General features: G+C 63.8%; 17 protein-coding genes. 9 read left to right on the top strand and 8 right to left on the bottom strand.

The features are described 5' to 3' along the window. The first annotated feature begins 274 nt into the window (after nucleotides 1-274). The 5 genes from B0G82_RS00960 (at nucleotide 275) to B0G82_RS00940 (ending at nucleotide 8,251) form a co-directional block, all read left to right on the top strand. Nucleotides 275-676, top strand: coding sequence for a DUF4399 domain-containing protein (locus B0G82_RS00960; RefSeq protein WP_121306382.1), 402 nt, complete (start codon nucleotides 275-277; stop codon nucleotides 674-676). Nucleotides 677-856: 180 nt separating this feature from the next. Beyond that, entirely contained in the window at nucleotides 857-2,785 is a 1,929-nt protein-coding gene (locus tag B0G82_RS00955; protein ID WP_121306381.1) for an ATP-binding cassette domain-containing protein, read from the top strand. A 354-nt stretch (nucleotides 2,786-3,139) separates the two neighbouring features. Then, on the top strand, nucleotides 3,140-5,125 hold the full coding sequence (locus tag B0G82_RS00950; protein ID WP_116142530.1) for a DNA topoisomerase IV subunit B: 1,986 nt from the start codon (nucleotides 3,140-3,142) through the stop codon (nucleotides 5,123-5,125). 80 nt (nucleotides 5,126-5,205) lie between these two features. Then, a complete protein-coding gene (gene parC / locus B0G82_RS00945; RefSeq protein WP_121306380.1) occupies nucleotides 5,206-7,530 on the top strand; it encodes a DNA topoisomerase IV subunit A in 2,325 nt (774 codons plus the stop codon). A gap of 262 nt (nucleotides 7,531-7,792) precedes the next feature. After that, on the top strand, nucleotides 7,793-8,251 hold the full coding sequence (locus B0G82_RS00940; protein WP_012432243.1) for a CopD family protein: 459 nt from the start codon (nucleotides 7,793-7,795) through the stop codon (nucleotides 8,249-8,251). Between the two features lie 5 nt (nucleotides 8,252-8,256). Here B0G82_RS00940 and B0G82_RS00935 read toward each other — a convergent pair whose 3' ends face one another. The 6 genes from B0G82_RS00935 to B0G82_RS00910 all read right to left on the bottom strand — a co-directional run bounded on the left by B0G82_RS00935 (nucleotide 8,257) and on the right by B0G82_RS00910 (nucleotide 16,085). Continuing rightward, nucleotides 8,257-9,465: a chromate transporter gene (locus tag B0G82_RS00935; protein WP_121306379.1), complete on the bottom strand. Its 1,209-nt coding sequence runs from the start codon at nucleotides 9,463-9,465 to the stop codon at nucleotides 8,257-8,259. A gap of 167 nt (nucleotides 9,466-9,632) precedes the next feature. Then, nucleotides 9,633-11,987, bottom strand: a complete 2,355-nt coding sequence (locus B0G82_RS00930) for an EAL domain-containing protein (RefSeq protein ID WP_106280181.1) — start codon at nucleotides 11,985-11,987, stop codon at nucleotides 9,633-9,635. Between the two features lie 493 nt (nucleotides 11,988-12,480). Beyond that, a complete protein-coding gene (locus tag B0G82_RS00925; RefSeq protein ID WP_121306378.1) occupies nucleotides 12,481-13,371 on the bottom strand; it encodes a PhzF family phenazine biosynthesis protein in 891 nt (296 codons plus the stop codon). A 180-nt stretch (nucleotides 13,372-13,551) separates the two neighbouring features. Next, entirely contained in the window at nucleotides 13,552-14,016 is a 465-nt protein-coding gene (locus B0G82_RS00920) for a RidA family protein (RefSeq protein WP_012432248.1), read from the bottom strand. Nucleotides 14,017-14,114: 98 nt separating this feature from the next. Continuing rightward, a complete protein-coding gene (locus tag B0G82_RS00915) occupies nucleotides 14,115-15,311 on the bottom strand; it encodes a PLP-dependent aminotransferase family protein (protein ID WP_116142526.1) in 1,197 nt (398 codons plus the stop codon). A gap of 72 nt (nucleotides 15,312-15,383) precedes the next feature. Beyond that, nucleotides 15,384-16,085, bottom strand: a complete 702-nt coding sequence (locus B0G82_RS00910) for a VOC family protein (RefSeq protein ID WP_121306377.1) — start codon at nucleotides 16,083-16,085, stop codon at nucleotides 15,384-15,386. 266 nt (nucleotides 16,086-16,351) lie between these two features. Between B0G82_RS00910 and B0G82_RS00905 the strand changes: the two genes are divergently transcribed. Both B0G82_RS00905 and htpG read left to right on the top strand, forming a co-directional pair. Then, on the top strand, nucleotides 16,352-17,809 hold the full coding sequence (locus tag B0G82_RS00905) for a PLP-dependent aminotransferase family protein (protein WP_121306376.1): 1,458 nt from the start codon (nucleotides 16,352-16,354) through the stop codon (nucleotides 17,807-17,809). Nucleotides 17,810-18,003: 194 nt separating this feature from the next. Beyond that, the gene (gene htpG / locus B0G82_RS00900; protein WP_116142523.1) at nucleotides 18,004-19,902 is read left to right on the top strand and encodes a molecular chaperone HtpG; all 1,899 of its coding nucleotides are present in this window, start codon (nucleotides 18,004-18,006) and stop codon (nucleotides 19,900-19,902) included. A gap of 154 nt (nucleotides 19,903-20,056) precedes the next feature. Here htpG and B0G82_RS00895 read toward each other — a convergent pair whose 3' ends face one another. Continuing rightward, a complete protein-coding gene (locus B0G82_RS00895) occupies nucleotides 20,057-20,338 on the bottom strand; it encodes a hypothetical protein (protein ID WP_116119356.1) in 282 nt (93 codons plus the stop codon). Between the two features lie 259 nt (nucleotides 20,339-20,597). On the opposite strand from B0G82_RS00895, the gene B0G82_RS00890 reads away from it, so the two are divergent. Together B0G82_RS00890 and B0G82_RS00885 are read left to right on the top strand one after the other, a co-directional pair. After that, on the top strand, nucleotides 20,598-22,430 hold the full coding sequence (locus B0G82_RS00890; RefSeq protein WP_121306375.1) for a hypothetical protein: 1,833 nt from the start codon (nucleotides 20,598-20,600) through the stop codon (nucleotides 22,428-22,430). 26 nt (nucleotides 22,431-22,456) lie between these two features. Then, complete coding sequence (locus B0G82_RS00885) at nucleotides 22,457-24,274, top strand: tetratricopeptide repeat protein (protein ID WP_121306374.1); 1,818 nt, start codon at nucleotides 22,457-22,459, stop codon at nucleotides 24,272-24,274. Between the two features lie 61 nt (nucleotides 24,275-24,335). Here the strand turns inward: B0G82_RS00885 and B0G82_RS00880 are convergent, their stop codons facing one another. Continuing rightward, complete coding sequence (locus B0G82_RS00880) at nucleotides 24,336-24,842, bottom strand: OmpA family protein (RefSeq protein ID WP_121306373.1); 507 nt, start codon at nucleotides 24,840-24,842, stop codon at nucleotides 24,336-24,338. Nucleotides 24,843-25,006: the final 164 nt, after the last annotated feature.

Here is a 25,006-nt window from a genome sequence, read left to right as displayed (position 1 = left end):
CGGAATTCGTCAATCCGGCAGAAAACTCCCGATGCGGCAACGCCACAGAGCGCCCGCGTCACGGCCGTACACGCTTGACGAACCCGGTCATACACAGCGTGTATGCTCTGATCCGCAGCTGATCTTTTGGACCGGCGCGCCGGCGCGCTTGACATGAACTGCGACGATCGGCCTCAGGCCACTCAGGCCACTCAGGACACTCAGGCCAATCGAGGCGCCGTCGTCGCCGGCATATCCCGCGCGTGACTCTCGTTTCCCAAAAAGGAGAAAAACGATGTTCAAGCACAAATGGTTGGTCGGTGCGGCATTGGCCGGATTGCTCGCGGTATCCGCCGCGGCGCAGGCCGCCAGCGTGTCGTTCGTGCAGCCGGCGGACGGCGCGACCGTCAGCAATCCCGTCCACGTGGTGTTCGGCGTCGACGGCATGAAGATCGCGCCGGCCGGCACGATGACGGAAGGCACGGGCCATCATCATCTGCTGGTGGACGGCAAGCCGCTGCCCAAGGGCGAGGTCATTCCCGCGAACGACAAGTCGCTGCACTTCGGCAAGGGCCAGACCGAAACCGATCTGACGTTGCCGCCGGGCGACCACACGCTGACGCTGCAGTTCGGCGACGGCGCCCATCGGTCGTACGGTCCGGAAATGAGCAAGACCATCACGGTGCATGTGAAGTAAGCCGCTGCACCGGACAGCCGGGCGCGTGCCGACGTGCTCCGGCTTCTGGACCCTGCGCACCGGGCTTGTTCGCGGTCCGCAAGCCGGCCATTCGATCTATCTCTTCCGGCATACGGGCACCCGCTCGCGCGCCCGGTACAATGGGCAGTTCCGACCCATCGCTGTCTTCTCCAATTCTCCATGTCGCTTTACACCATTACCGGGGCCCAACTGGCGTTCGGTCACGTCGCGTTGCTCGATCACGCGGATTTCTCTCTCGAAGCGGGCGAACGCGTCGGCCTGATCGGCCGCAACGGCGCGGGCAAGTCGTCGCTGCTGAAGATCGTCGCCGACCTGAGCAAACCTGACGACGGCCTCGTCACGCGTCAGCAGGGCCTGACTTCGGTCTACGTGCCGCAGGAGCCGGAGTTCGATACCGACGACACAGTGTTCGACGCGGTCGCCGCCGGCCTCACGCACGCCCGCGCGCTGCTGGACGAATACGACGCGGTCGCCAACCAGCTTGCCGACGAGCCGGAAGGCGCGGAGCACGATGCGCTCATGTCGCGCATGAACACGCTGCAATCGTCGCTTGATCATTCGGACGCCTGGAACTGGAGCACGCGCGTGGCAACCACGCTGCAACAGATCGGCCTGAACGGCGAGGCACGGGTGGGCTCGCTGTCGGGCGGCATGCAAAAGCGCGTGGCGCTGGCGCGCGCGCTGGTCGTACAGCCCGACGTGCTGCTGCTCGACGAGCCGACCAATCACCTCGACTTCGACGGCATCCGCTGGCTCGAGGACCTGCTGGTCTCGCTGCGCGCGGGCCTGCTCTTCATTACCCACGATCGCGCGTTTCTCGATCGCGTCGCCACGCGCATCGTCGAACTGGATCGCGGGCGTCTGCTCTCGTATCCGGGCAATTTCTCGGCATACCAAACGCGCAAGGCGCAACAGCTCGAAATCGAGCAAGTGGAAGCTGCCAAGTTCGACAAGCTGCTCGCGCAGGAAGAAGTGTGGATCCGCAAGGGCGTCGAGGCGCGCCGCACGCGCAGCGTCGGCCGGATCGCGCGGCTTGTGGAGATGCGCAACGAGCGCGCGGAACGCCGCAACGTGCTGGGCAACGTCAAGCTCGATGTCGGTGAGGGCGAGAAGTCCGGCAAGATCGTCGCCGAATTGACCGACGTGACCAAGCGCTACGGTGCGCGCACGGTGGTCGACAGCTTTACGGCCACGGTCATGCGCGGCGACAAGATCGGCTTTGTCGGTCCGAACGGCGCGGGCAAGACCACGCTGCTCAAGATGATCCTCGGCGAATTGGCGCCGGACGAAGGCACGGTACGCATCGGCACGAATCTGCAGGTCGCGTATTTCGACCAGATGCGCGCGCAGCTCGATCTGGAAAAGAGCCTCGCCGACACCATCAGCCCGGGCAGCGAGTGGGTCGAAGTCAACGGCCAGAAGAAGCACGTCATGAGTTATCTCGGCGACTTCCTGTTCGCGCCGGAACGCGCGCGTTCGCCGGTCAAGTCGCTGTCGGGCGGCGAGCGTAACCGTCTGCTGCTCGCGCGTCTGTTCGCGCGTCCGGCCAATGTGCTGGTGCTCGACGAACCGACCAACGACCTCGACATTCCCACGCTCGAACTGCTCGAAGAGCTGCTCACGGAATACGACGGCACGGTGCTGCTGGTCAGCCACGACCGCGCGTTTCTCGACAACGTCGCGACCTCGGTGATCGCGTCGGAAGGCGGCGGCAAGTGGCGCGAGTACGTCGGCGGCTTCACCGATTGGCAGATCCAGCGCGACCGTTCGCAGCAAATGGCGCTGGACGCACAGAAAGAAGCGGGCAAAGACACGGCCGTGGCCAAAGACATTTCCGCGGGCCGCAATGCGCCGCAACGCGCCGTGAAGCTGTCGTTCAAGGAGCAGCGCGAACTGGATGCGCTGCCGGAAAAAATCGCCGCGCTCGAAGCCGAGCAGAAAGCGATAGGCGCACAACTCGAAGACGGCTCCGTGTTCGCCAAAGACGCGCAGGAAGGCACGCGTTTGACAGAGCGCTATGCGGCGATCGACGAAGAACTGCTGGTCGCGCTCGAACGCTGGGACGAGCTGGAAAAGCGGCGCAAATGAGGTGCGGGGGGCGGCGCGGGATTGGACCGCGCCGCCACCGTCCCTTATCCAGACGGCCAATCCCGTGCAGTGTGAATTGCCGCGTGGATCGAAATCAGTAAAATACCCCGCGAACAGGCTTCCCCGGCGTTCGCACCAGCGTCGACGTTGCCCGCCCTGCTATATGCGGGACAGGCTTCGAGCCGCCGTCGAGCGCGCCAACGGGAAGCCATGCGACAAACAGTTTGCCCGCACGGCGGGCACCCCACCTAACCCCGTTGTTTCGTTTCGCTTTTTTTGAAAACTCAACGCATTGTCCACAGCTTTCTGAACAGGACCTGTGGACAACGATGAACCGACGCATCCGAGTCAACCATGTCTACGAAAAAGCCAAACGCCGCGTATAGCGAAGCGTCGATCAAGGTGTTGAAGGGCCTGGAGCCGGTCAAGCAACGGCCCGGGATGTATACCCGCACCGAGAATCCGCTGCACATCATTCAGGAAGTCATCGACAACGCATCGGACGAGGCCCTCGGCGGCCACGGCCGGCAAATCACCGTGACGCTGCACGCGGACCATTCGGTCTCCGTCGAAGACGACGGCCGCGGCATTCCGTTCGGTCTGCATCCGGAAGAAGGCGTGCCGGTCGTGGAAATCGTGTTCACGCGCCTGCACGCGGGCGGCAAGTTCGATAAAGCCGCCGGCGGCGCGTACACGTTCTCGGGCGGCTTGCACGGCGTCGGCGTGTCCGTCACCAACGCGCTGTCCACGCGCCTCGACGTCACCGTATGGCGCGACGGCAAGATCGCCGAATTGAGTTTCGCCAACGGCGACGTCGCCAAGGAACTCGAAGTGCGGCCCGCCACGAAGGGCGACAAGAAATCCGGCACACGCGTCACCGCGTGGGCCAATCCCAAGTACTTCGATTCGCCGAACCTGCCGCTCGGCGAACTGCAACGTCTGCTGCGCTCGAAGGCGGTGCTGTTGCCGGGCGTTGAAGTCACGCTGATCAACGAGAAAACCGGCGAACAGCAAACCTGGAAATACGAAGACGGTCTGCGCGGCTATCTGCTCGAAGGCATGAACGGCAGCGATCTGCTGATTCCGCTGTTCGAGGGCGAGCGTTATGCCGAAAACTCGCGCGCGAGCGAAGAGACGTTCGCCGAAGGCGAGGGCGCCGCATGGGTCGTCGCATGGAGCGAGGAAGGCACGCTCATGCGCGAGTCGTACGTGAACCTGATTCCCACGCCCGCGGGCGGCACGCACGAATCCGGCTTGCGCGACGGTCTGTATCAGGCGGTGAAGAGCTTCGTCGAACTGCATAACCTGCAGCCGAAGGGCGTCAAACTTTTGGCGGAAGACGTGTTCGCGCGCGTGTCGTTCGTGCTGTCGGCGAAAGTGCTCGATCCGCAATTCCAAGGGCAGATCAAGGAACGCCTGAACAGCCGCGACGCGGTCAAGCTGGTGTCGTCGTTCGCGCGGCCGGCGCTGGAATTGTGGCTGAATCAGCACGTCGAGCTCGGCAAGAAACTCGCCGACCTCGTCATCAAGCAGGCGCAGGCGCGCACGCGTGCCGGGCAGAAGGTCGAGAAGCGCAAGAGCTCGGGCGTCGCGGTGTTGCCGGGCAAGCTGACCGATTGCGAATCGACGGAAATCGGCCGCAACGAACTGTTCCTCGTCGAAGGTGACTCGGCGGGCGGATCTGCGAAGATGGGCCGCGACAAGGAATACCAGGCCATTCTGCCGCTGCGCGGCAAGGTGCTGAACACGTGGGAAACCGAACGCGACCGGCTGTTCGCCAATAATGAGGTGCACGACATCTCGGTGGCGATCGGCGTCGATCCGCACAGCCCGGACGACAAGGTCGATCTGTCGAACCTGCGCTACGGCAAGATCTGCATTCTGTCGGACGCTGACGTCGACGGCTCGCACATTCAGGTTCTGCTGCTCACGCTGTTCTTCAAGCATTTCCCGCAACTGATCGAACGCGGACATGTGTGTGTGGCGCGCCCGCCGCTGTTCCGGGTCGACGCGCCCGCGCGCGGCAAGAAGCCGGCGCAGAAGCTGTATGCGCTCGACGAAGGCGAACTCGAAGCGATTCTCGACAAGCTGCGCAAGGACGGCGTGCGCGACACGCAGTGGTCGATCAGCCGCTTCAAGGGCCTCGGCGAAATGAGCGCGGAACAGTTGTGGGACACCACGATGAACCCCGACACGCGGCGCTTGAGCCCGGTGGCGCTCGGCGCACTCGACTACGATGCCACGGTCGCGCGCATGACGATGCTGATGGGCAAGGGCGAAGCGGCATCGCGCCGCAGCTGGCTGGAAGAAAAGGGCAACGAAGTGGAAGCGGATATCTGAGCGCGCGCTTTTGTGGGCACTGTTGCCCGCGCTCTGACTTCGCACGAAAACTTCACGCCAAACACGGATACGGAATCTAGATGGACGACGATAACACTCTCGACCTTTTCACCGAGCCGCCGCCCCCCGAAGGCGACTTTCTCACGCTCGGCAATTACGCGGAACGCGCGTATCTCGACTATGCGGTGAGCGTGGTCAAAGGCCGCGCGCTGCCGGATGTGTGCGACGGCCAGAAGCCGGTGCAGCGCCGCATCCTGTTCGCGATGAACGACATGGGGCTGTCTGACAACGCGAAGCCGGTCAAGTCGGCGCGCGTGGTCGGCGACGTGCTCGGTAAGTATCACCCGCACGGCGACCAGTCCGCGTACGACGCGCTGGTGCGTCTTGCGCAAGACTTCTCGATGCGCTATCCGCTGATCGACGGCCAGGGCAATTTCGGTTCGCGCGACGGCGACGGCGCGGCGGCCATGCGCTACACGGAAGCGCGCCTCACGCCGATCGCGAAACTGCTGCTCGATGAAATCAACCAGGGCACGGTCGATTTCATGCCCAACTACGACGGCTCTTCCGAGGAGCCGAGGCTGTTGCCCGCGCGCCTGCCGTTCGTGTTGCTGAACGGCGCATCGGGTATTGCGGTCGGGTTGGCCACGGAAATTCCGTCGCACAATCTGCGCGAAGTCGCGGCCGCGACGGTCGCGATGATTCGCAATCCGAAAATCGAACACGCGGAGTTGATGCAGCACATCGCCGGGCCGGATTTCCCGGGCGGCGCGCAAATCATTTCGAGCGACGCCGAGATTTCCGCCGCGTACGAAAGCGGCCGGGGCAGTTTGAAGGTGCGGGCGCGCTGGAAGATCGAGGAACTCGCGCGTGGTCAGTGGCAACTGGTGATCACCGAATTGCCGCCGAACACGGCCGCGCAGAAGGTGCTCGAAGAAATCGAAGAGCAGACCAACCCGAAGATCAAGCTCGGCAAGAAAGCGCTCACGCCCGAACAACTGCAAACCAAGCAGACCATGCTGGCGCTGCTCGATGCCGTGCGCGACGAATCGGGCCGCGACGCGCCGGTGCGTCTCGTGTTCGAGCCGAAGTCGAGCCGCATCGATCAAACCGATTTCGTCAACACGCTGCTTGCGCATACGAGCCTTGAATCGAATGCGTCGCTCAATATGGTCATGGTCGGCGGCGACGGCCGTCCGCGTCAGAAGGGCTTGAGCGAAATCCTGCACGAGTGGATCGCGTTCCGCTTCGCCACGGTGACGCGCCGCACGCGGCATCGTTTGAGCAAGGTCGACGACCGGATTCATATTCTCGAAGGCCGGATGATCGTCTTTTTGAATATCGATGAAGTCATCCGCATCATTCGCGAATCCGATGAACCGAAGGTCGCGTTAATGGCCGCGTTCGGTTTGTCCGATCGCCAAGCCGAGGACATCCTTGAAATCCGGCTGCGTCAGTTGGCGCGGCTTGAGAAGATCAAGATCGAGAAGGAACTCGCCGAACTGAAGGACGAGAAGGCCAAGCTCGAAGAATTGCTCGGCAGCGAATCGGCGATGAAGCGTCTGCTCATCAAGGAAATCGAAGGCGACGCCAAGCAGTACGGCGACGAGCGCCGCACGCTGATCCAGCAGGAAAAACGCGCGACGTTCGAAGCGCGCGTGGTCGACGAGCCGGTGACGGTCGTGGTGTCGCAGAAGGGTTGGGTGCGCGCGTTGAAGGGTCACGGACTCGACGTCGCGGGCTTCACGTTCAAGGCCGGCGACGGGCTCTATGCGGCGTTCCAGTGCCGCACGCCGGACACGCTGGTCGCGTGGGGCAGCAACGGCCGCGTCTATTCGGTCGCAGTGGCGATGCTGCCGGGTGGCCGCGGCGACGGTGTGCCGGTCACGTCGCTGATCGAGCTGGAGTCGGGCAGCCATCTGATGCATTACTACGCGGCGTCCGCGGATCAGGCGTTGCTGCTGGCGTCGAGCAACGGCTTCGGCTTCGTCGCGAAGGTCGGCGACATGGTGAGCCGCGTTAAGGCCGGCAAGTCGTTCATGACGATCGACGCCGGCGCCGTGCCGCTCGCGCCAATGCCGATGCTGCCGGACGCGACGCACATTGCGTGTCTCTCCTCTGGCGGACGTTTGCTGGTGTTCGGCCTCGACGAGATGAAGACGCTCTCGGGCGGCGGCCGCGGCGTCACGCTGATGGCGCTCGACGACAAGGAAACGCTGGTACAGGCGCTCTCTATCAACCACGCGGGCGTCGTGTTGATCGGCACGCGCCGCGGCGGCCGTGTCGATGAAGAGAAGGTGAGTGGCGCCGCGCTCGCGCCGCATATCGGCAAACGAGCGCGCAAGGGCCGCGCGCCTGAGAGCAAGATGAAGCTCGAAGGTATGCGTCCGGTGCTGGCCGCTTAACGAAGATTGACGTTGGAACATGGCAAGCGTCTGCTAGCATTCGAGACGCTTGTCGTGCGTAGTTCGTGCGTAGTGAGAGTACAAAACCGGGGAGCAGCATGGCCATTACGGTCGACATGCTGCGATAACAACTACAAAAACGGCGCGAAAGCCACGGGCGTCATGGAACTGCGTGCATTGCACGTGGTCGAATGCGCTCAATAGCCGCTTGCTCATAGCACTCGTTATAAGCGGCGTGGCGTCGTCGGGAGAGGAAAACAACATGAACAAGGCTATCGAACTCGCGCTCTTTCTCCATTTGCTCGCGGTTGCCGTGTGGGTAGGTGGGATGGTGTTCGCGCATTTCTGTCTGCGCCCGGCCATTGCCGATCTCTCGCCGCAATTACGCTTGCCGTTGTGGGAATCGGTGTTCGGCCGCTTCTTCAATTGGGTCGCGGCCTCGGTGCTGGTGATTCTCCTCACCGGCGGCTTCCTGCTCATGCAATTCGGCGGCGGCCATGCCACCTGGCCGCTGCATGCCATGGCCGGCCTCGGCATCGTGATGATGCTGATCTTCGGGCATATCCGCTTTGCCGTATTCCCGCGCATCCGCCGCGCGGTGCAGGCGCAAAAATGGCCGGATGGCGCACGCGCCGTCGGCACGATCCGCCGTCTGGTGCTGATCAATATCGTGCTCGGCGTGGTGACGATTGGCGTTGCGGTGCTGTCGCGCGGGTTTTAAGGCGTCTAGATCAGCGAGCCATACGCGAGCCACAGCCCGCACACCACCGCTACCGTCCCGTACACCAGGTACACCGGCACCTTCAGCTTGGCGAAGCACATGGCGGAGAACAGTGCGGTCAACAGATAGATCGGTTTGAACGGCACATGCGCGGCAATGCGTAGCACGGCCACCGCGAGAAATGCGGTGGTGACCGCGCGCAGAATCCGCATGCCATGCTCGAAGCGCGGATTGGCCTTCAACTGATGCAGATGCCGCTGCGCCAGCACGACGAGGCACCCCGACGGCACGAACAGCGCGAGCGTGGCAATCAGCGCGCCCACCCAGCCATCCACCAGATAGCCGAAGAACGGCACCACGTTCAACAGCGGTCCGGGCGAGAGCGGCGACAGCGAAAACGCCAGCGTGAAGTCGTTATCGGAGACGCCGATCGCCGGCGTGACGAACAGCGTCTTGAGCACCGGCAGCGCCGAGAAGCCGCCGCCGAACAACGTCATGCCGGCGCCCGCCAGCCGCGGCCACAATAGCGCCAGCTCATAGCGATGCGGCAACGGCATCGCGAACAACGCAAGGAAGATGGACAGAGCGCTCAGCATCTGCCAGTCGCCGCGTGCGAACGACACGACGACGCGCGCATTGCGCACCGGGCTCACGAACCAGCCGGTGCCGAAGGCCGCCCCGAGCATGACGACATAAGCGGCCGGACTGCGCGCATAGAACAGCGCGATGCATCCCAGCACCGCCGCGCCCCATTCGAGCTTGCCGCGCACGAGCGCACGCGTCTGTTTGTACCAGGTGATCGCGATCAGTGTGGCCAGCACGACGCTGAAGTGAGCGAGCAAGGTTTGCGAGGCGGCGGCGCGCACGAACGGCGTGCGGTAGAAGATCGCGAACAGCGTCATCAGCATGAAGAAGGGCAGGACGCCGGCAATGCCCGCGACCCAGGCGCCGGCGCGTCCGCGCAGCGCATGTCCGAGTTGCACGGCGACGTTGCAGCCCACCGGGCCGGGGACCATCCAGGCGAGCGCGATCAGATCGGAGAAGGCGATACGTGAGAGGCGTCCTTCGCGTTCGACATAATGGTTTTCAAGTTGCGCCATGAGCGCGAGGCCGCCCCATGACAACGCGGACAGGCCGAACACGACCCGGAACAGCGTCCATAGCGGTTCCCGTTCGCCTCGTCTGGCAGCATCGTGGCTCGTGATCGTCTGCATGGCGCCAAGAGCGCCCGGTACGCGGGCGCTAGTCCTTTGAGATCATCGTTGAGTGGTCCGACGCGGCCGGCGGGCGGCATCGCGCTGTGACGCGGTACAGCGAGAATGTAGCCGGTTTTGCGGCGCTGCGGGTGATGACCCGCGACGACGCGCAACGGGCGCCGCGCTCAGGTGTTGGTGCTGGATACGCTGCTGGTGCTATCGGCTTCGTGCGCGATGCGGCGGCCCGTCATGCCGCACACGCCGAAGCGGTCCAGCAGCGCCGCAATCGCGTCCACCGGCACGGGACGCGAGAACAGGAAGCCCTGCGCCTCGATATGACCGAGCGCGGCGAGCCACGCAATCTGCTCTTCGGTCTCCGTGCCTTCGACCACCACTGTGAGGCCGAGCGAACGCGCCAGATTGACGATCGCGGTGACCATCACGCAGACGCTGCGGTCGCCCGGAATTGCCTGGATGAACGAACGGTCCACCTTCAGCGTGTCCACCGAGAAGCGGTTCAGATAGGACAGCGACGAATAGCCGGTGCCGAAATCGTCGAGCGCGATGCGCACGCCGAGGCGCTTCAACGCGAAGATTTTCTCGGAGACCAGTTCGGGGTATTCCATCATCGCCGTTTCGGTGATTTCGAGTTCGAGGCGGCGCGCGGAGATGCCGCTCTCTTCAATGGCGTGCGAGATCGTTTCGTACAGGTCGCCGCGCCAGAATTGCACCGCCGAAATGTTCACCGCGAGCGACAGCGTGTCGTAGCCCTGTTGCTGCCACAGCGCGAGTTGCCGGCAGGCGGTCTCGATCACGAAGTCGCCGATCGGCACGATCAGGCCGGTCGATTCCGCAACCGGAATGAACTCGTTGGCCGGAATCAAACCGTGTTGCGGATGATTCCAGCGCACCAATGCCTCGAAGCCGGTAATGCAGCGGCGCGTCAGATCGATCTTCGGCTGATAGGCGAGGAACAGTTGCCCTTCGGCGAGCGCCACGCGCAATTGCTGTTCCCACTTCATCAAATGATCCGCGCGATGCGACAGCTGCGGCGAATAGAACTGATAGCAGTTCTTGCCCGCGTCTTTCGCGCTGTACATGGCGAGGTCGGCTTTTTTCAGCAGGTCGATCTCGCTTTCGTTGGCGACCGAGTAGAGCGCGATGCCGATGCTCGCATGCAGCACGAACGAACTGCCGCGCACGTCGAACGGCTTGGCGAACGCCTCGGCCGCGGCTTCGGCAAGCGCAACGGCACGCTTCTCGACGTCGTCGCCCTTGATCACGACGACGAACTCGTCGCCGCCGATGCGGCTCAGCGCGCCGCCTTCGCCAACCGCGGCGGCGAGCCGCGAGGCCGTCATTTGCAGCACGATGTCGCCGGCATTGTGGCCGAGCGTGTCGTTGACGGTCTTGAAGTTGTCGAGGTCGATAAAGAGAATCGCGAGGCGGCCGAGGTTGGTCTGCTGCGCCACGTCGTGACGCAGTGTCTGCAACGTCGCGTAGCGATTACGCAAGCCGGTGAGCAGATCGTATTCGACCAGATGCGTCATCTCGCGCTCGCGGCCGAGCAGCTTGCCGATCAGGCCGGTGGCCACGGCGAAGAAACTCAGCATGGCGAACGAGATGAAACCCGCCATCATCAGATAGACGTTGCGCGTGTGGTTGTAGTCGGCGAATTCCTCGGCTTGCGAGAGACCCACCAGCACGCCGAGCGGATAACCGTCGATATGCCGGTACGACACGATGCGCGTGACGTTGTCGATCGAATCGACGTAGGTGCCCGACACATGTTCCGAGTTCGGATACGAGCCGCTCGCCGAGAACACGCCGTTGGCGGTTTCAGTGCTGCCGGTGCGCCGCGCGAGCACGGTGCCGTTGTCCGAGATCACCGCGATCACACCTTCACGGCCGATCGCCGCGTTGTTGTAGAAGTCGGTGGTGAAGTAGCTGGGATCTTCCGAGACCACCACCACGCCCGCGAACGAGCCGTCCGGATGATTCAGACGCCGCGTCATCTGCAGGGTCCAGTGGCCGGACACACGGCCAAGTACGGGCTTGCTGATAAACAACTGGTCGTCGTTCTCGTGTTCGTGGACCTTGAAGTGTTCGCGGTCGGACAGGTCGATGCGCTTGGGGTTGAGTTCCGCCGTGTTGGCGATCAGCGTGCCGTGTTCGTCGATCAAGGACACCTGCACCAGCGTCTCGCTTTGCACGACGCCTTTTTCCACCGTGCTCGCCAGATCGAAATGATTCGGCGTTTTCTCGAACTCGAATTTGACGAAGCGGGTGATCTGATCGACCTGGTGAATCGCCTTGACCGTGTGCTGCTCCAGCGCCGCGGAGAGTATTGCAGCAGAGGCCATGGCCTCGCGATACGTGGCTTCTTTCTCGACCGACAGGCGCGCGAAGATCACGGTCCAAAGCAGGATCAGGACCAATACGCCGAGCGCGGGAATGGCGAGCAACGCACGCCGGCGCGACACTGCGGGGTCGCGGCGGGCTTTGGCATCGCGCTGGTCGGAGAAGCGGGATTGGCTCATCGGGCGGCCCGTGCCTGGGTGCCGGCCGGTTGCAAACGAGCGAGCGTCGACTGCGCTGAATTCATGGGTGGCTGCATGGTGACCAAGGTGCCGGAACTGCTGCGCAGAAGAAATAAGCGTGGCGCCGTGCCTGACCATCCGCAGGTCATCGGGTACGTCTTGATATTACTTAATGCCACTGGATTAAGGAAGAGGCCCGGCATCGGGTATACGAGGGCGCGGCCAGATGCCCGTTGCGACGAATTTGGCATCCTGTGCAACCGCTCTCGAGGCCGCCGCATCGCGGTCATATTCGGATATTTCATCGGGATTCGGCGGCGAGGCGCGCCAGCATTCAGGTGTGCCAGGCCTTTAACAGGCCTCTCCCGATGCGAGGTGCATTTAATAGTGCAAACGATGCGGCGTTTTGTGGTCAGGCGCGGCCAGGCGGGGCGAACCCTATGCCGCTTCCTGTTGCGTGCCCGGCGCATAAGCAAGGCAAGGGGCGTGCCGGTCAGGGCAGGCGAAACGTGCCGTCGACAATCGTCACCGACGAGCCGCCAATCCATGTCTTCCCGCGCGCGTCGTCGTAGTGCACCGAGACCTGGCCGGCCCGGCCAAGGGCGGTGCCTTGACGGGCTGAATAGTGCGTGCCCGGGCGCAACTGCTGGGCGCTCAGCAGGCCTGCAAGCGCGGCATTGGCGCTGCCTGTCACCGGGTCTTCCCCGACGCCGAAACCGCCACCGGCCATCAGGCAGCGCACCTCGAAGGTCGCCGGCCCGTTAGCCTCGTGCGGACCGTACACAGCGAGGCCGTGCGTACCCACCGAATGCGCAATGTCGGCGAGCGCGCCCGCATCGGGTGCTAACGCGAGGCATTCGCGCGCCGATTTGACGCGAACCACGAGCCACGGCGCACCATTGTCGACCGCGCAGGGCGGCGCGCTGAAATCGATTGCATTGCTACGTAAAGCCGTAGACAGTGCCGCGTAGCGATCCTCGGCAAGCGGCGTGACGCGCGCGGGCGGCGCGGCGAAGGCCCACGCGCCGTCCGATCCCGGCAGCGCCTCGAGTTCGACGAGTCCCACGCCGCATTGCTGCACGAGCTTGCCGGCCTGCTTCGGCTGATAACCGCTTTCGAGCAACGCGTGCGCGGTGCCGAGCGTCGGGTGACCCGCGAACGGCATTTCACCGCGCGTACTGAAGATGCGCACACGATAGTCGGCGGCCGGGTCGGTTGGCTTTACCAGGAACGTCGTTTCGGACAGATTGGTCCAGTGAGCGATGGCCTGCATCTGAGTCGTATCGAGTGCGTCGGCATCGAACACGACGGCAAGCGGATTGCCTTTGAACGGCACCGACGTGAACACGTCGACTTGTTTGAAACGGACAGTGTGGGCGGGCATCGGGCGCAGTCCAGCGAATCAAACGAATGGATAGGATTGGCGGATTCTATCCGTTGACGACGTAACGATCCACCTCTCACAAATGCAAAACGCGCCGCGGGTGGCTGACACCTCGCGACGCGTTGCTGTCTCGCTGCGCCGGACGGCCGGCGGCTCCGACGGCGTTACTGCGTTACCGCATTACTCGACTTCGGCGATCATCTCGATCTCGACGCACGCGCCGAGCGGAATCTGCGCGACGCCGAATGCCGAGCGCGCATGCTTGCCGCGTTCGCCGAACACGTCCGCGACCAGTTCGGACGCGCCGTTGGTGACCAGATGCTGTTCGGTGAATTCGAGCGTCGAGTTGACGAGACTCATCAGCTTGACGATGCGCGTGACGCGGTTCAGATCGCCGACATGTGCGTGCAGCGTGGCGAGCAGGTCGATGGCGATCGAGCGAGCGGCGGCCTTGCCTTCCTCGGTGGTGAGCGTGGCGCCGAGCTTGCCGGTCCACACCTTGCCGTCCTTCTTGGCGATATGTCCGGAGAGATACACCGTGTTGCCGCTTTGCGCGCTCATCACATACGCGGCAGCCGGCGCGCCGGCGGTCGGCAGTTCGATGCCCAGTTCCTTGAGCTTGTCGTACACATTCGTTTGAGCCATGGTGTGTCCTTGGTCAGTAGTGGAATTCGGTGGATGCGGGCCGGGCGAAAATCATGCAAGCGGCGCGCATGAAAAACGCCCTCAGCGCGCGGCGGCGTTCAGAGCTTCGCGCGGATCAGCGCGCCGAGACGCGACACGCCTTCGTCGATTTTTGCCGGCGGCACCGTCACGAACGACAGGCGCAGCGTGTTGTGCTGCGGTTCGTTCGCGAAGAACGGACCGCCCGGCACGAACGCGACGTTCTGCGCGACCGCTTCTTCCAGCAGCTTCATGCTGTCGATCTGCGCGGGCAGATTCACCCACACGAACATGCCGCCTTCCGGGCGATTCCAGCTCACGCCTTCCGGCATGTAGCGTTCGAGCGAAGCCAGCATCGCCGCGCATTGATCACGATACAGTTCGCGAATGGTCGGCACGTGCGTGTCGAGGAAGCCGTCCTTGATCACTTCGTACACGATGCGCTGCGTGAAGCTCGGCGTGTGCAGATCGGTCGCTTGCTTGGCTTGCACGAGTTTGAAAATCAACTCTTCGGGCGCGATGATGTAGCCGACCCGCAGGCCCGGCGCCAGCACCTTCGAGAACGAACCGAGATGGACGATGTGGTCCGGCGCCATCGACAGCATGGTGGGCAGCGGTTCGCCGGCGTAGTCGAGCGCGCCGTACGGATCGTCTTCGATCACCGGGAACGGCGCGGTCTTCGCGAACTCGGCGAGCGCGCGGCGGCGCTCGACCGGCAGACGGCGGCCCGTGGGATTCTGGAAATTGGGTTGCGCGTAGAGCAGGCGCGCGCCGGCGGTTAGCTCGGGCGTGAGGCCTTCGGGAACGAGGCCATGTTCGTCGGTCGGCACTTGCACGTAACGCGGCTCGTACATGGAGAACGATTGCAGCGCGCCGAGGTAGGTCGGCGTTTCGACCAGCACCGGGCTGCCCGGGCACACCAGCACCTTGCCGAGCAGGTCGAGCGCCTGCTGCGAGCCGGTCGTGATCAGCACCTGAGTCGGACGGATCTGCGCGCCGTTCACCGAGTAGCGCTTCGCGATCCATTCACGCAGCGGCAGGAAACCTTCGGTTGCGCTGTATTGCAGCGCCGCGGCGGGTTCGTCGCGCAAAATGCGGTCCGACGCGGCGCGCATGCGTTCGGCCGGAAAGGTAGCCGGCGAGGGCAGGCCGCCCGCGAACGAAATGACTTCGGGCCGCTCCGTGACCTTCAGAATCTCGCGAATCGCCGAGCTCGTGAGCTTGCGTGCGCGTTCGGACAACTGCCACGTGGGGGCTTTCAAGTCGCTTTGGTCCATGGTCTCCTCTGCTGGTACTGGAACCGGTCAAAACTTCGATTATCGCGCGAGTCGGCGACCCGCGCGCGCTGCTTATTTAAGGGTCCGTAGACCGTCGGGCGTTTCAAATTCGGCGATGAGCGCCGGCGCGCCTTCCGTGGGCTCCAGCGCGATCAGATGCGTCGCGCCGAGCCAGCGCAGTTGCGCCGCCACCGCATCGGCTTGCGGATGCAGGCCTTTCAAGGCTTGCAGCGAAATCCCGGTTTCCGGCAAGGACGTCGACGGATGCCTCGTCGTGTCCCACTGAATCAGCGAGGGCAGCACGCCGTCGCCGATGCCTTGCCAGGCGGGAAACGCGCCGTCGTCCGGCACGGTGAGGCCCCACGTGAAATCGCCGCGCGTCAGCGGCACGACTGGAGCAATGCGCTGCGGATACTGCGCTTGCCACGTCGGCAGGTGTTGCGGCCGCTCCACCCGGGCAACCCAATGCGACAGATACGGCCCGTTTTCGAGCCGCGCGTGTGTTGCCGGGTCGTCGAGCGCGAACAGTCGGGGGCGCGGCGCGCTGCCGTCGGTCGGCGCGTTGTCTTGGGACACGGCTTGCGGATCGATCGCGATCACTTCCAGATACACGCCGCCCCACAGGTTCAGCAGGCGGTTATGCGTGCGCATCAGCGGATGCGAGCCGCCGCCGGACGGGGCGACGCCGAGCGTATCGGCGACGTACTGCGTGCCTTCGTCGAGGGTGCGGGCGGAAATGACGAGGTGATCGACGCGGAGCGGATGAGCAGTCATGACGGAGCGGGGAAAACGGTTTTCTGCGGTAAACCGGGGCGGGCCGGGTGTCGCGGCAACGCTGCCGGGGCCGTTAGCATAACCGTTTGCCGGATCGGCGGGCCATGCGGATGGTGTTTGGCAGGGTTTTGCCGGAGAGCGTAGGCGGCGTCGTAAAACCCGCTGTGCCGCCATCCCATCCTTTACTTGTCTCAAATGTAGCGACGCCGACCGGCACAGTAACGGTACAATCAATTCGATACTGTTCGGTACAGTTGGAGCCCGTCATGTCCGTCCCGCTTGCCCAGATTCCCACCCCGCACGACACCGCGTCGCTCACGCTCGTCGAGCAACTCGTCCAGTGGGCGCGCCGCCGCATCGAGGAGCGCGTGTTCCGCCCCGGCATGCGCATGCCGTCGATCCGCAAGCTGGCGCTCGACAAGGGCGTGTCGCGCTTCACCGTGGTGGAGGCGTACGAACGGCTCGTGGCGCAGGGTTTTCTGGAGTCGCGGCGCGGCTCCGGGTTTTACGTGCGCGAGCGGCTGGGCGGCGCGGCCAGCGCTGCGGCCGAGATTCATCCGCACGCCGCGGCGCCGGCGCCGGCCACGATCGATGTGGTCTGGCTGCTGCGCAACATGCTGCACACCGGCGCGCGGCCGGAGCGCAGTCCTGGGCTGGGTTATCTGCCGGCGCGCTGGCTCGACGGCGACCTGATCACCAACGCGCTGCGCACGCTCGGCCGGCAGAGCGGGGCGCAGATGCTCGGCATCGGCACGCCGCAGGGTTTTCTGCCGCTGCGCCAGCAGTTGCAGACGCGGCTCGAGGAACTGGAGATCGGCGCGTCGCCGGATCAGATCGTGATGGTGTCCGGCATCACGCAGGCCATCGACCTGATCTCGCGCATTTACGTGAAGCCGGGCGATGCGGTGATCGTCGGCGATCCGGCGTGGTTTCAGATGTTCGGGCGTTTCGCGTCGCAGGGCGCGCGACTGGTGGGCATGCCATACACGCCGGACGGCCCGGATCTCGACGCGCTCGAGTCGCTGGTGCAAACCTGGCGGCCGAAAATGCTGGTGATCAATTCGGTGTTGCAGAACCCGACCGGCACGTCGCTCACGGCGGCCCAGGCGTTTCGCATTCTGCGCCTTGCCGAAGCGTACGATTTCATCGTCGTCGAGGATGATATTTACGGCGATCTGTGTCCGCCGAGCTATCCGGGCACGCGCCTCGCGAGTCTCGACCAGTTGAAACGCGTGATCTATCTCGGCAGCTTCTCGAAGACGCTCGCGCCGAATCTGCGCGTCGGTTTCATTGCCTGCGCGCCCGAAGTGGCGACCGCGGTCAGCGACCAGAAAATGCTGGTCGGCATGACGAGCCCGGAACTGAACGAGCGTGTGCTGTACAAGATTTTGACCGAAGGCCATTATCGGCGGCATGTCGAACGGCTACGCGTGCGGCTCGACGGCGTGCGCGAAAAGTCCGTGCGGATGCTGGAGAAGACCGGCCTGAAGCTGTTCCTGACGCCCATGGCCGGGATGTTTCTGTGGGCCGACACGGGCGTCGACGCCGACGCGCTGGCGGCCGCCGGTCACGAAGCCGGCTTTCTGCTGACGCCCGGCAGTCTGTTTTCCCCGCAACAGTCGTCGACCACCTGGATGCGCTTCAATATTTCCAACTGCGGCGATCCGGAACTGGCCACTTTTTTGTGCCGTTATCTCGACAGCGTGGCGCGGCGCGCCTCTTGAAACCGCGCCGGCTTGCCCCCAATTACGCGGACAATCCGGCGGGCCGCGCATCCAGCGGCCGACACATCGGCCTAGTGCCGGCCCAGCGGCCTGCAGACAGCAGGCCGACGGCAGGCCGAGGTCGCCGGCGAACCGCAACGCACGGCGCCACGCCCGACTTGAACCCCCATTCGCAACAGAGAGGAAGTCCGACCATGGCACAAGAAACCATGAGCTTTCAGGCAGAAGTGAAACAGCTTCTGCACCTGATGATCCATTCGCTGTACAGCAACAAGGAAATTTTCCTGCGCGAGCTGATTTCGAACGCCTCCGACGCGGCCGACAAGCTGCGCTTCGAAGCAATCGAAAACAGTGCGCTGTACGAAAACGATCCGAACCTGCGGATTCGCGTGTCGTACGACAAGGCCGCGCGCACCATCACGCTCGACGACAACGGCATCGGCATGAGCCGCGACGAGGCGATCGCCAACCTCGGCACGATCGCCCGCTCGGGCACCAAGGAATTCTTCGGCAAGCTCTCCGGCGACCAGCAGAAAGATGCGGCGCTGATCGGCCAGTTCGGCGTGGGCTTCTATTCGGGCTTCATCGTCGCGGACAAGATCACGGTCGAAACGCGCCGCGCCGGTTTGCCGGCCTCGGAAGGCGTGCGCTGGGAAAGCGCGGGCGAAGGCGATTTCGCGGTCGAGCAGATCGAGCGTGCTGCGCGCGGCACGACCATCACGCTGCATCTGCGTGCGGATGAAGATGAGCTGCTGTCGTCGCATCGTCTGAAATCGATCATCCAGAAGTACTCCGACCACGTTGCGCTGCCGATCCTGATGCAGAAGGAAGAGTGGGACGCGGAAAAGAGCGAGATGGTCACGAAGGACGAGGACGAGACCGTCAATCAGGCCAGCGCGCTGTGGACGCGCTCGAAGAACGAGATCACCGACGAGCAGTACAAGCAGTTCTATCAGCACCTCTCGCACGACCATCAGGATCCGCTCACGTGGACGCATAACCGCGTGGAAGGCCGCAGCGAGTACACGCAATTGCTGTACGTGCCGACCCACGCGCCGTTCGACATGTTCAATCGCGATTATCGCGGCGGCCTGAAGCTGTACGTGAAGCGTGTGTTCATCATGGACGACGCCGAGCAACTGCTGCCCGCGTATCTGCGCTTCGTAAAGGGCGTGGTCGATTCGGCGGATCTGCCGCTGAACGTGTCGCGCGAAATCCTGCAGGAAAGCCGCGACGTGAAGGCGATCCGCGAAGGCGTAACCAAGCGTTCGCTGTCCATGCTCGAAGAGCTGGCCAATTCGGATAACGAGGCCGACAAGGAAAAGTACGCCGGCTTCTGGAAGGAATTCGGCCAGGTGCTGAAGGAAGGCATCGGCGAAGACTTTGCCAACCGCGAGCGGATCGCGAAACTCGTGCGCTTCGCGTCGACGCATACGGAGACGCCGGAGCAGACCGTGTCGCTGGCCGACTACGTGGCGCGCATGAAGCCCGAGCAGACCAAGATTTACTATGTGACTGCCGACACCTGGCAGGCCGCGACCCACAGCCCGCACCTCGAAGTGTTCCGCAAGAAGGGCGTGGAAGTGCTGCTGCTGACCGATCGCGTGGACGAGTGGATTCTGTCGTTCCTGAACGAATTCGAAGGCAAGCCGCTGCAAAGCGTGGCGCGCGGCGATCTCGATCTGGGCGCGTTGAACGACGAAGAAAAACAGGCACAGGAAAAGGTCGGCGAAGAGTTCAAGCCGCTCGTCGAGAAGATGAAGGAAGCGCTGAAGGACAAGGCCAAGGACGTGCGTCTCACGTTCCGCCTGACCGATTCGCCGTCTTGCCTCGTTGCCGACGACGGTGAAATGAGCGGCTATCTGCAGCGCATGCTCAAGGCCGCGGGTCAGACGGCGCCGTCGTTCCATCCGATTCTCGAAGTGAATCCGGAGCACGCGCTGGTGAAGGGCCTGCACGCGGACAGCGCGAACTTCGACGACTGGTGCCATCTGCTGTTCGATCAGGCATTGCTCGCCGAAGGTGGCGCGCTGGACGATCCGGCGAGCTTCGTGAAGCGCACCAATGCGCTGCTGCTGGCGCGCGCGAATTGAGCGTGGGTCGAGTTTGATGCCGCGGCGTCGTTCTGACGCTTGAGGTTGAAAAATGCGCTGCTTCGGCAGCGCATTTTTTTTGCCCACGGCGTGTGACTGGACGTGAGTTGGCGAAGCGAGGTTGGCTCCGCCTCCGCCGCTTCAGGGCGAGCGTTCAACGCGCGGGCGCCGGCCCCTCGAGATGACGTACTTGCGAGAGCACGCTACCGGCCAATTCCTTGGCCTCGTGACATGAAGTGTGATCGGCCAATACTTTCGCAGCAAGACTGCCGATAGCCCTGCTGGTCTGTTTCGACGTGTGATGTTGAGCCAGCGCTGAGCCCGCCAGTTCTTTCTCCAGTTGCGCGACGCCCGCGCGCCGTAAAACGACCGCAGCGAGATGAGCAATGCTGTCGGATGTTTCCTTCGATTTTCCAGTATTCAAAGCTTGCTCCATGTTGTAGTTGATCGATCGGATCGACTTACGGCGTCTACTCATAGTCGACTTGAATTAATTATGGTTAACTAACTAAACACAATCAATGGAATTAAATCGAGATTGGTTTATGAGATGTAAAAGCGCGGTTTTGTCTTATGCTCGCGCGATTTTCGTTCGGAGACTTGAAGGGTTATTTCCAGTCTTTAAGCATTGAAAGCACCAAGTCCTATTTTTGTGATTACGCCTTCGCATGCCAACCACAACACACTGAAATCCCATGTCCGATTCCGCTCTGGCAGTCCCTCTCGATTCCGTTCATCTCCTGTGGTCTATCCTGCGCGAGCAAGGTTTCGATGCCGCCGCGCGGCACGCAGTCGAAATGGCCGTGGCAGGCTCGACGGCGCAGTTGCACGCCGACCTGTGCGCGAGCGCGGGGCGTTTCGAAGAGGCGTATCACAGCGCGTCGCAGGCGCAGGCGTGCGCTAACGGAGCGCGCCATGGGCGGGTCGCGTTGTTCGCCGACGCGCTCGGCTATGGCGCCGCCGCGCAGCGAAACAGCGAGCGAGCGGTGGCCGCGCAGCCGGTCGAGACGACGATCGACTGGGTCGCCTGGCTGATGTCCACCTGCGGCGCGCACTCGGCGGCCGCGCGAATCTTGCGTGCCTATGAGCGTCGCGCACAGCAGGACGCGCGCGCGCCGTGGTGGTTGTCGATCGCGTTGGCGGCGCTGCCGGAGACGAGCGCGCGGGACGAGCGTCGTGCGGCGTTGTTGCGGGCGTATGCGCTCGACCCCGCGATCGATCCGGCGTTGCCCTTGCAACTCGTGCTGGCGTTGCGCGAGATTCGCGATTGGCCGATGGTCGAGCGTATCTGCCGCGAATGTCTTGCGCGCAATCCCGCCGATGCGGAGATGGCGTGGCAGCTCAGTCACGCGCAATGGCAGTGCAACGACGCTGCGGCAGCGGAGACCACCATGCGCGCCGTGGACGCCGTCGCGCCCGGCAATGCGGACGTGCTGGCGGCCATCGGCATGTATCTGAACGAGCAGGCGCGCTACGAGGACAGCGAGGCGGCGCTGCGCGCGGCGCTCGCAATCGATCCGTCTGCGGTGCAGGCAGCGGTCGATCTTGCGGACCTGGAACTGCGGCGCGGCGATTGGTCGAGCGCGTGGCCGCGTTTCGAGGCGCGTCTTGCGCGCGAAGACCGCGAACAGAACAATGTCGTCAGCGTCATGACGCGCTTGTGCCCGCGTTGGCATGGCGAAGCGCTCGCCGGCAAGACCCTGGTCGTGCACAGCGAGCAGGGCAACGGCGACGACATCCAGATGGTGCGCTTCGTTCCGCAACTGGCGGCACGCGTGCGTGACGAAGGCGGACGGCTGGTGCTGGCCGTGCGTCGCGCGCTGCAACCGCTGTTCGCGCGTTGCTACGCGAATTGCGTGTCGATCGAAGAGGGCCCGCTCGGCGCACCGGATTACGCATTGCCGCTCATGAGCCTGCCGCTCGTGCTCGGTCTCGAACCGGAGCAGGTTCGCGGCGCGCCCTACCTGCAGGCCGATACAACGAAGGCGGCGGCCTGGCGCGAACGGATCAGCGCGCACGCACCCGACGCGACGTGGCACGTCGGTCTCGTCTGGTCGGGCAGCCCGACGCATCGGCGCGACGCCATGCGGTCGATTCCGCTTGCGGCGCTGACGCCGCTGCTGGCGCTTCCGGATGTCGTCTTCCATCCGCTCACGCCCGGACGTCACGCCGATGTGACGGCGCTCGCCGCGCAGGGATATCGCCTGTGCGATCTGACCGGCGATTACATAGACGGCTTCGACGACGTGGCGGCGCATCTCACCGCGCTGGACGCGCTGGTGACGATCGACAGCGCGCCCTTGCATCTCGGCGGCGCATTAGGGCATCGCGTGCTGGCGATGCTCGATCACGTCTCGCATTGGTCGTGGGGCAACGACGAGGCGCAGCCCTGGTATGACTCGGTCGAGTTGTTCCGGCAGCCGCAGCCTGCGCAATGGGCGCCGGTGGTCGAGCGGGCCGCCGCGCGTCTGAAGACGCTGATGGCGGCGAACCGGACGGCCCGAACGGCGCAATCCACGCCAGCTTGAGTCACACACGCAACTGATCCACGTCGATGTACGAACCCGATTTCTTTCTCCCCACCAGCGTCTCCAACGATATCGGTGCAATCACCGCGCACGCCGACGCCTGCTTCGCGGCAGGGCGTCATGACATGGCGATTGCCGACTACGAACGCGTTCTCGCGGCGCAGCCGCACAATGCGCACGCGCTCCATCGCCTTGGCCTCGCCTTGTTTCGCGTCGATCGGCTCGACCGTTCGCGCCTGTATTTCGATCAGGCATTGAACGTCGCACCTGAGCGCGCGGACATCTGGGAGCATCGCGGCTTGATCGCCGCGCTGGGCGGCGAGTTAATGGCGGCCGAAGCGTTCTACCATCGCGCGATGGCTTTGAGTGGCGGCACCGCGAGCCTGCATCGCAATCTGGGCGATTGCCTGAAGCTTTCGAAGCGTCTCGTCGAAGCACGCGGACATTATCTCGAAGCGCTTGAACTCGAACCGACCTTACATCATGCCGTTCGCTCGCTCGCGCGAATCAGTACCGAGCTGGAACGCTATCAGGACGCAGCGGACTACTGGCTGCGCGCGTGGTCGCTCGAGTCGACGCATCTGCCGGACGCGCTTGAAATGATCGCGGCGTTGTCGAAGGCGCAGCGCGGCGCGGGGATCGACAGCATGCTCGCTGACCTGCGCATTCGCTTCGCCTCAGATGCGTCCGCGTTGCAACAGTTGGCCTTTGCATTGAACGAGGCAGAGCGTTTCAGGGACGCGATCGGCGTCGCCAGTGCAGCGCTCGCGGTCGATCCTCTCAATGGCTGGCTGCACCACAACGCGTCGTATGCGTTCAACATGCTGGGCGACTTCCCGGCCATGCACGCGCATGCCGTCGAAGCCGCGCGGCGGCTGCCCGATCATCCGCTGATGCAATTCAACCTCGCAGCCGCGCAACTGCGCGCGGGCGACTACGAAAACGGCTGGAAGCAATATCGATGGCGTGAAGCCCTGCCGGAAAATCACGATCTGGTTCGCCCCGCTTACCCAGAATGGCAAGGCGAGCGGGTAACGGGCCGCCGCTTTCTGCTGGTCGGCGAGCAGGGGCTGGGCGATCAATTGCAGTTCTTGCGTATGGCCGACTGGTTGCATCGGCGCGGCGCACAGGTCGATGTCTGGGTCGAGGCTCCGCTCGGCGAAGTGGCGCGAAGCGCGGCCGGCGTGCGTGCCGCGTGGACGAGCGCGCCGCCCGGACCGTACGACTACTGGTGCCGCATGCTGAGCATGCCGGAGTCCATGAAGCTGGAGCTGCCGATGTTGCCGCTCGCGACGTCTTATCTGCGAGCGGAACCGGCGCAGGTGCAACGCTGGCTGGCCCGGCTCGACTCAATCGGTGCAGCCGATGCGCGCGATCCGCCCGGAAAACGCGTCGGCATTGTCTGGGCCGGCAATCCGGCGTACGAGCTCGACCGTTATCGGTCGATTCCGTTGCGCCAATGGCTGCCGGTTTTGCAGCAGACCGGCGTGCAATGGTTCGCGCTGCAAAAGGGCGAGACGCAGAACGACGCCGTGGCGTCGCGTGCGGATAGCAGCATGCACAGACTCGGGCCGGAAATCGGCACGTTTGCCGACACGCTGGCGATCGTGCAGTCGCTCGATCTGGTGATTACGGTGGACACGGCGGTTGCTCATCTGGCCGGCGCCTGCGGCACGCCTGTCTGGGTGCTGGTGCCCACGTTCACCGACTGGCGGTGGCTGACGGCGCGCGACGATAGTCCGTGGTATCCGTCCGCGCGACTGTTCAGGCAGCGCGAGTTGGGGCGTTGGGATACGGTGCTTGACGAGGTGGCGCAAGCATTGCGCGATTTTGTCGCTGACTGAAAACCGGGCGGTCTGACAGCGCCCGGTTTTTCAGTTGAAGATGGCCGCGAAATAGCTTCGCTTACTTCTTGCCCATCAAGGTATCCATCGTCTCGCCACGCACGACGATCTCGGTACGGCGGTTCAGCGCGCGGCCTTCCGGGGTATCGTTGGTCGCTACCGGGTTGTTGTACGCGTTGCCCTTCGTGCGAATGCGGTCCATTGCGATGCCGCGCGCCACGAGCGCATAACCCACCGCGGTCGCGCGCGCTTCGGACAGTTGCTGGTTGTATTCGAGCGTGCCGACATTGTCGGTGTAGCCCTCGACCACAATCGGTTTCTTGCTGCGCTTGAGCAGCACGGCCGAACGATCGACGACCGCGGCCGCGTCGCCGCGCACGTCGGATTTGTTGAAATCGAACAGGGCGGTTTCGGGCAGCTTGACCGCGACACCGCCGGCGACCGGCGCCACCTCGATACCGACAGCCTTGTTCAACGACGTCTCCGTGTCGCGGTTCAGTTGCGCCGCGCAGCCTGTCACCAGCAGGACCGAGATCGCGCATGCGGTTGTGCTCAGAATATTCTTCATCTTCGTGTCTTTTCCTTGGTTGTGCGTTCATGTGGCGCGCCGTTCGATTGCGGGCGGCCGGCTTTGCAAAGCACGGAGGTTTTATCGCGCGACGCAAGTCGGGGAGAATCGGAACTATCTGAAATCGACACGCCGGTGAGAGCGCTTCGCTACCTTTGTCGTAA

It is taken from the genome of Paraburkholderia sp. BL17N1 (assembly GCF_003634175.1).
In the GTDB taxonomy this organism is placed as follows: Bacteria; Pseudomonadota; Gammaproteobacteria; order Burkholderiales; family Burkholderiaceae; genus Paraburkholderia.
The sequence above is the reverse complement of the archived record's forward strand: the minus strand, read 5'-3'. Positions and strand labels throughout refer to the sequence as shown.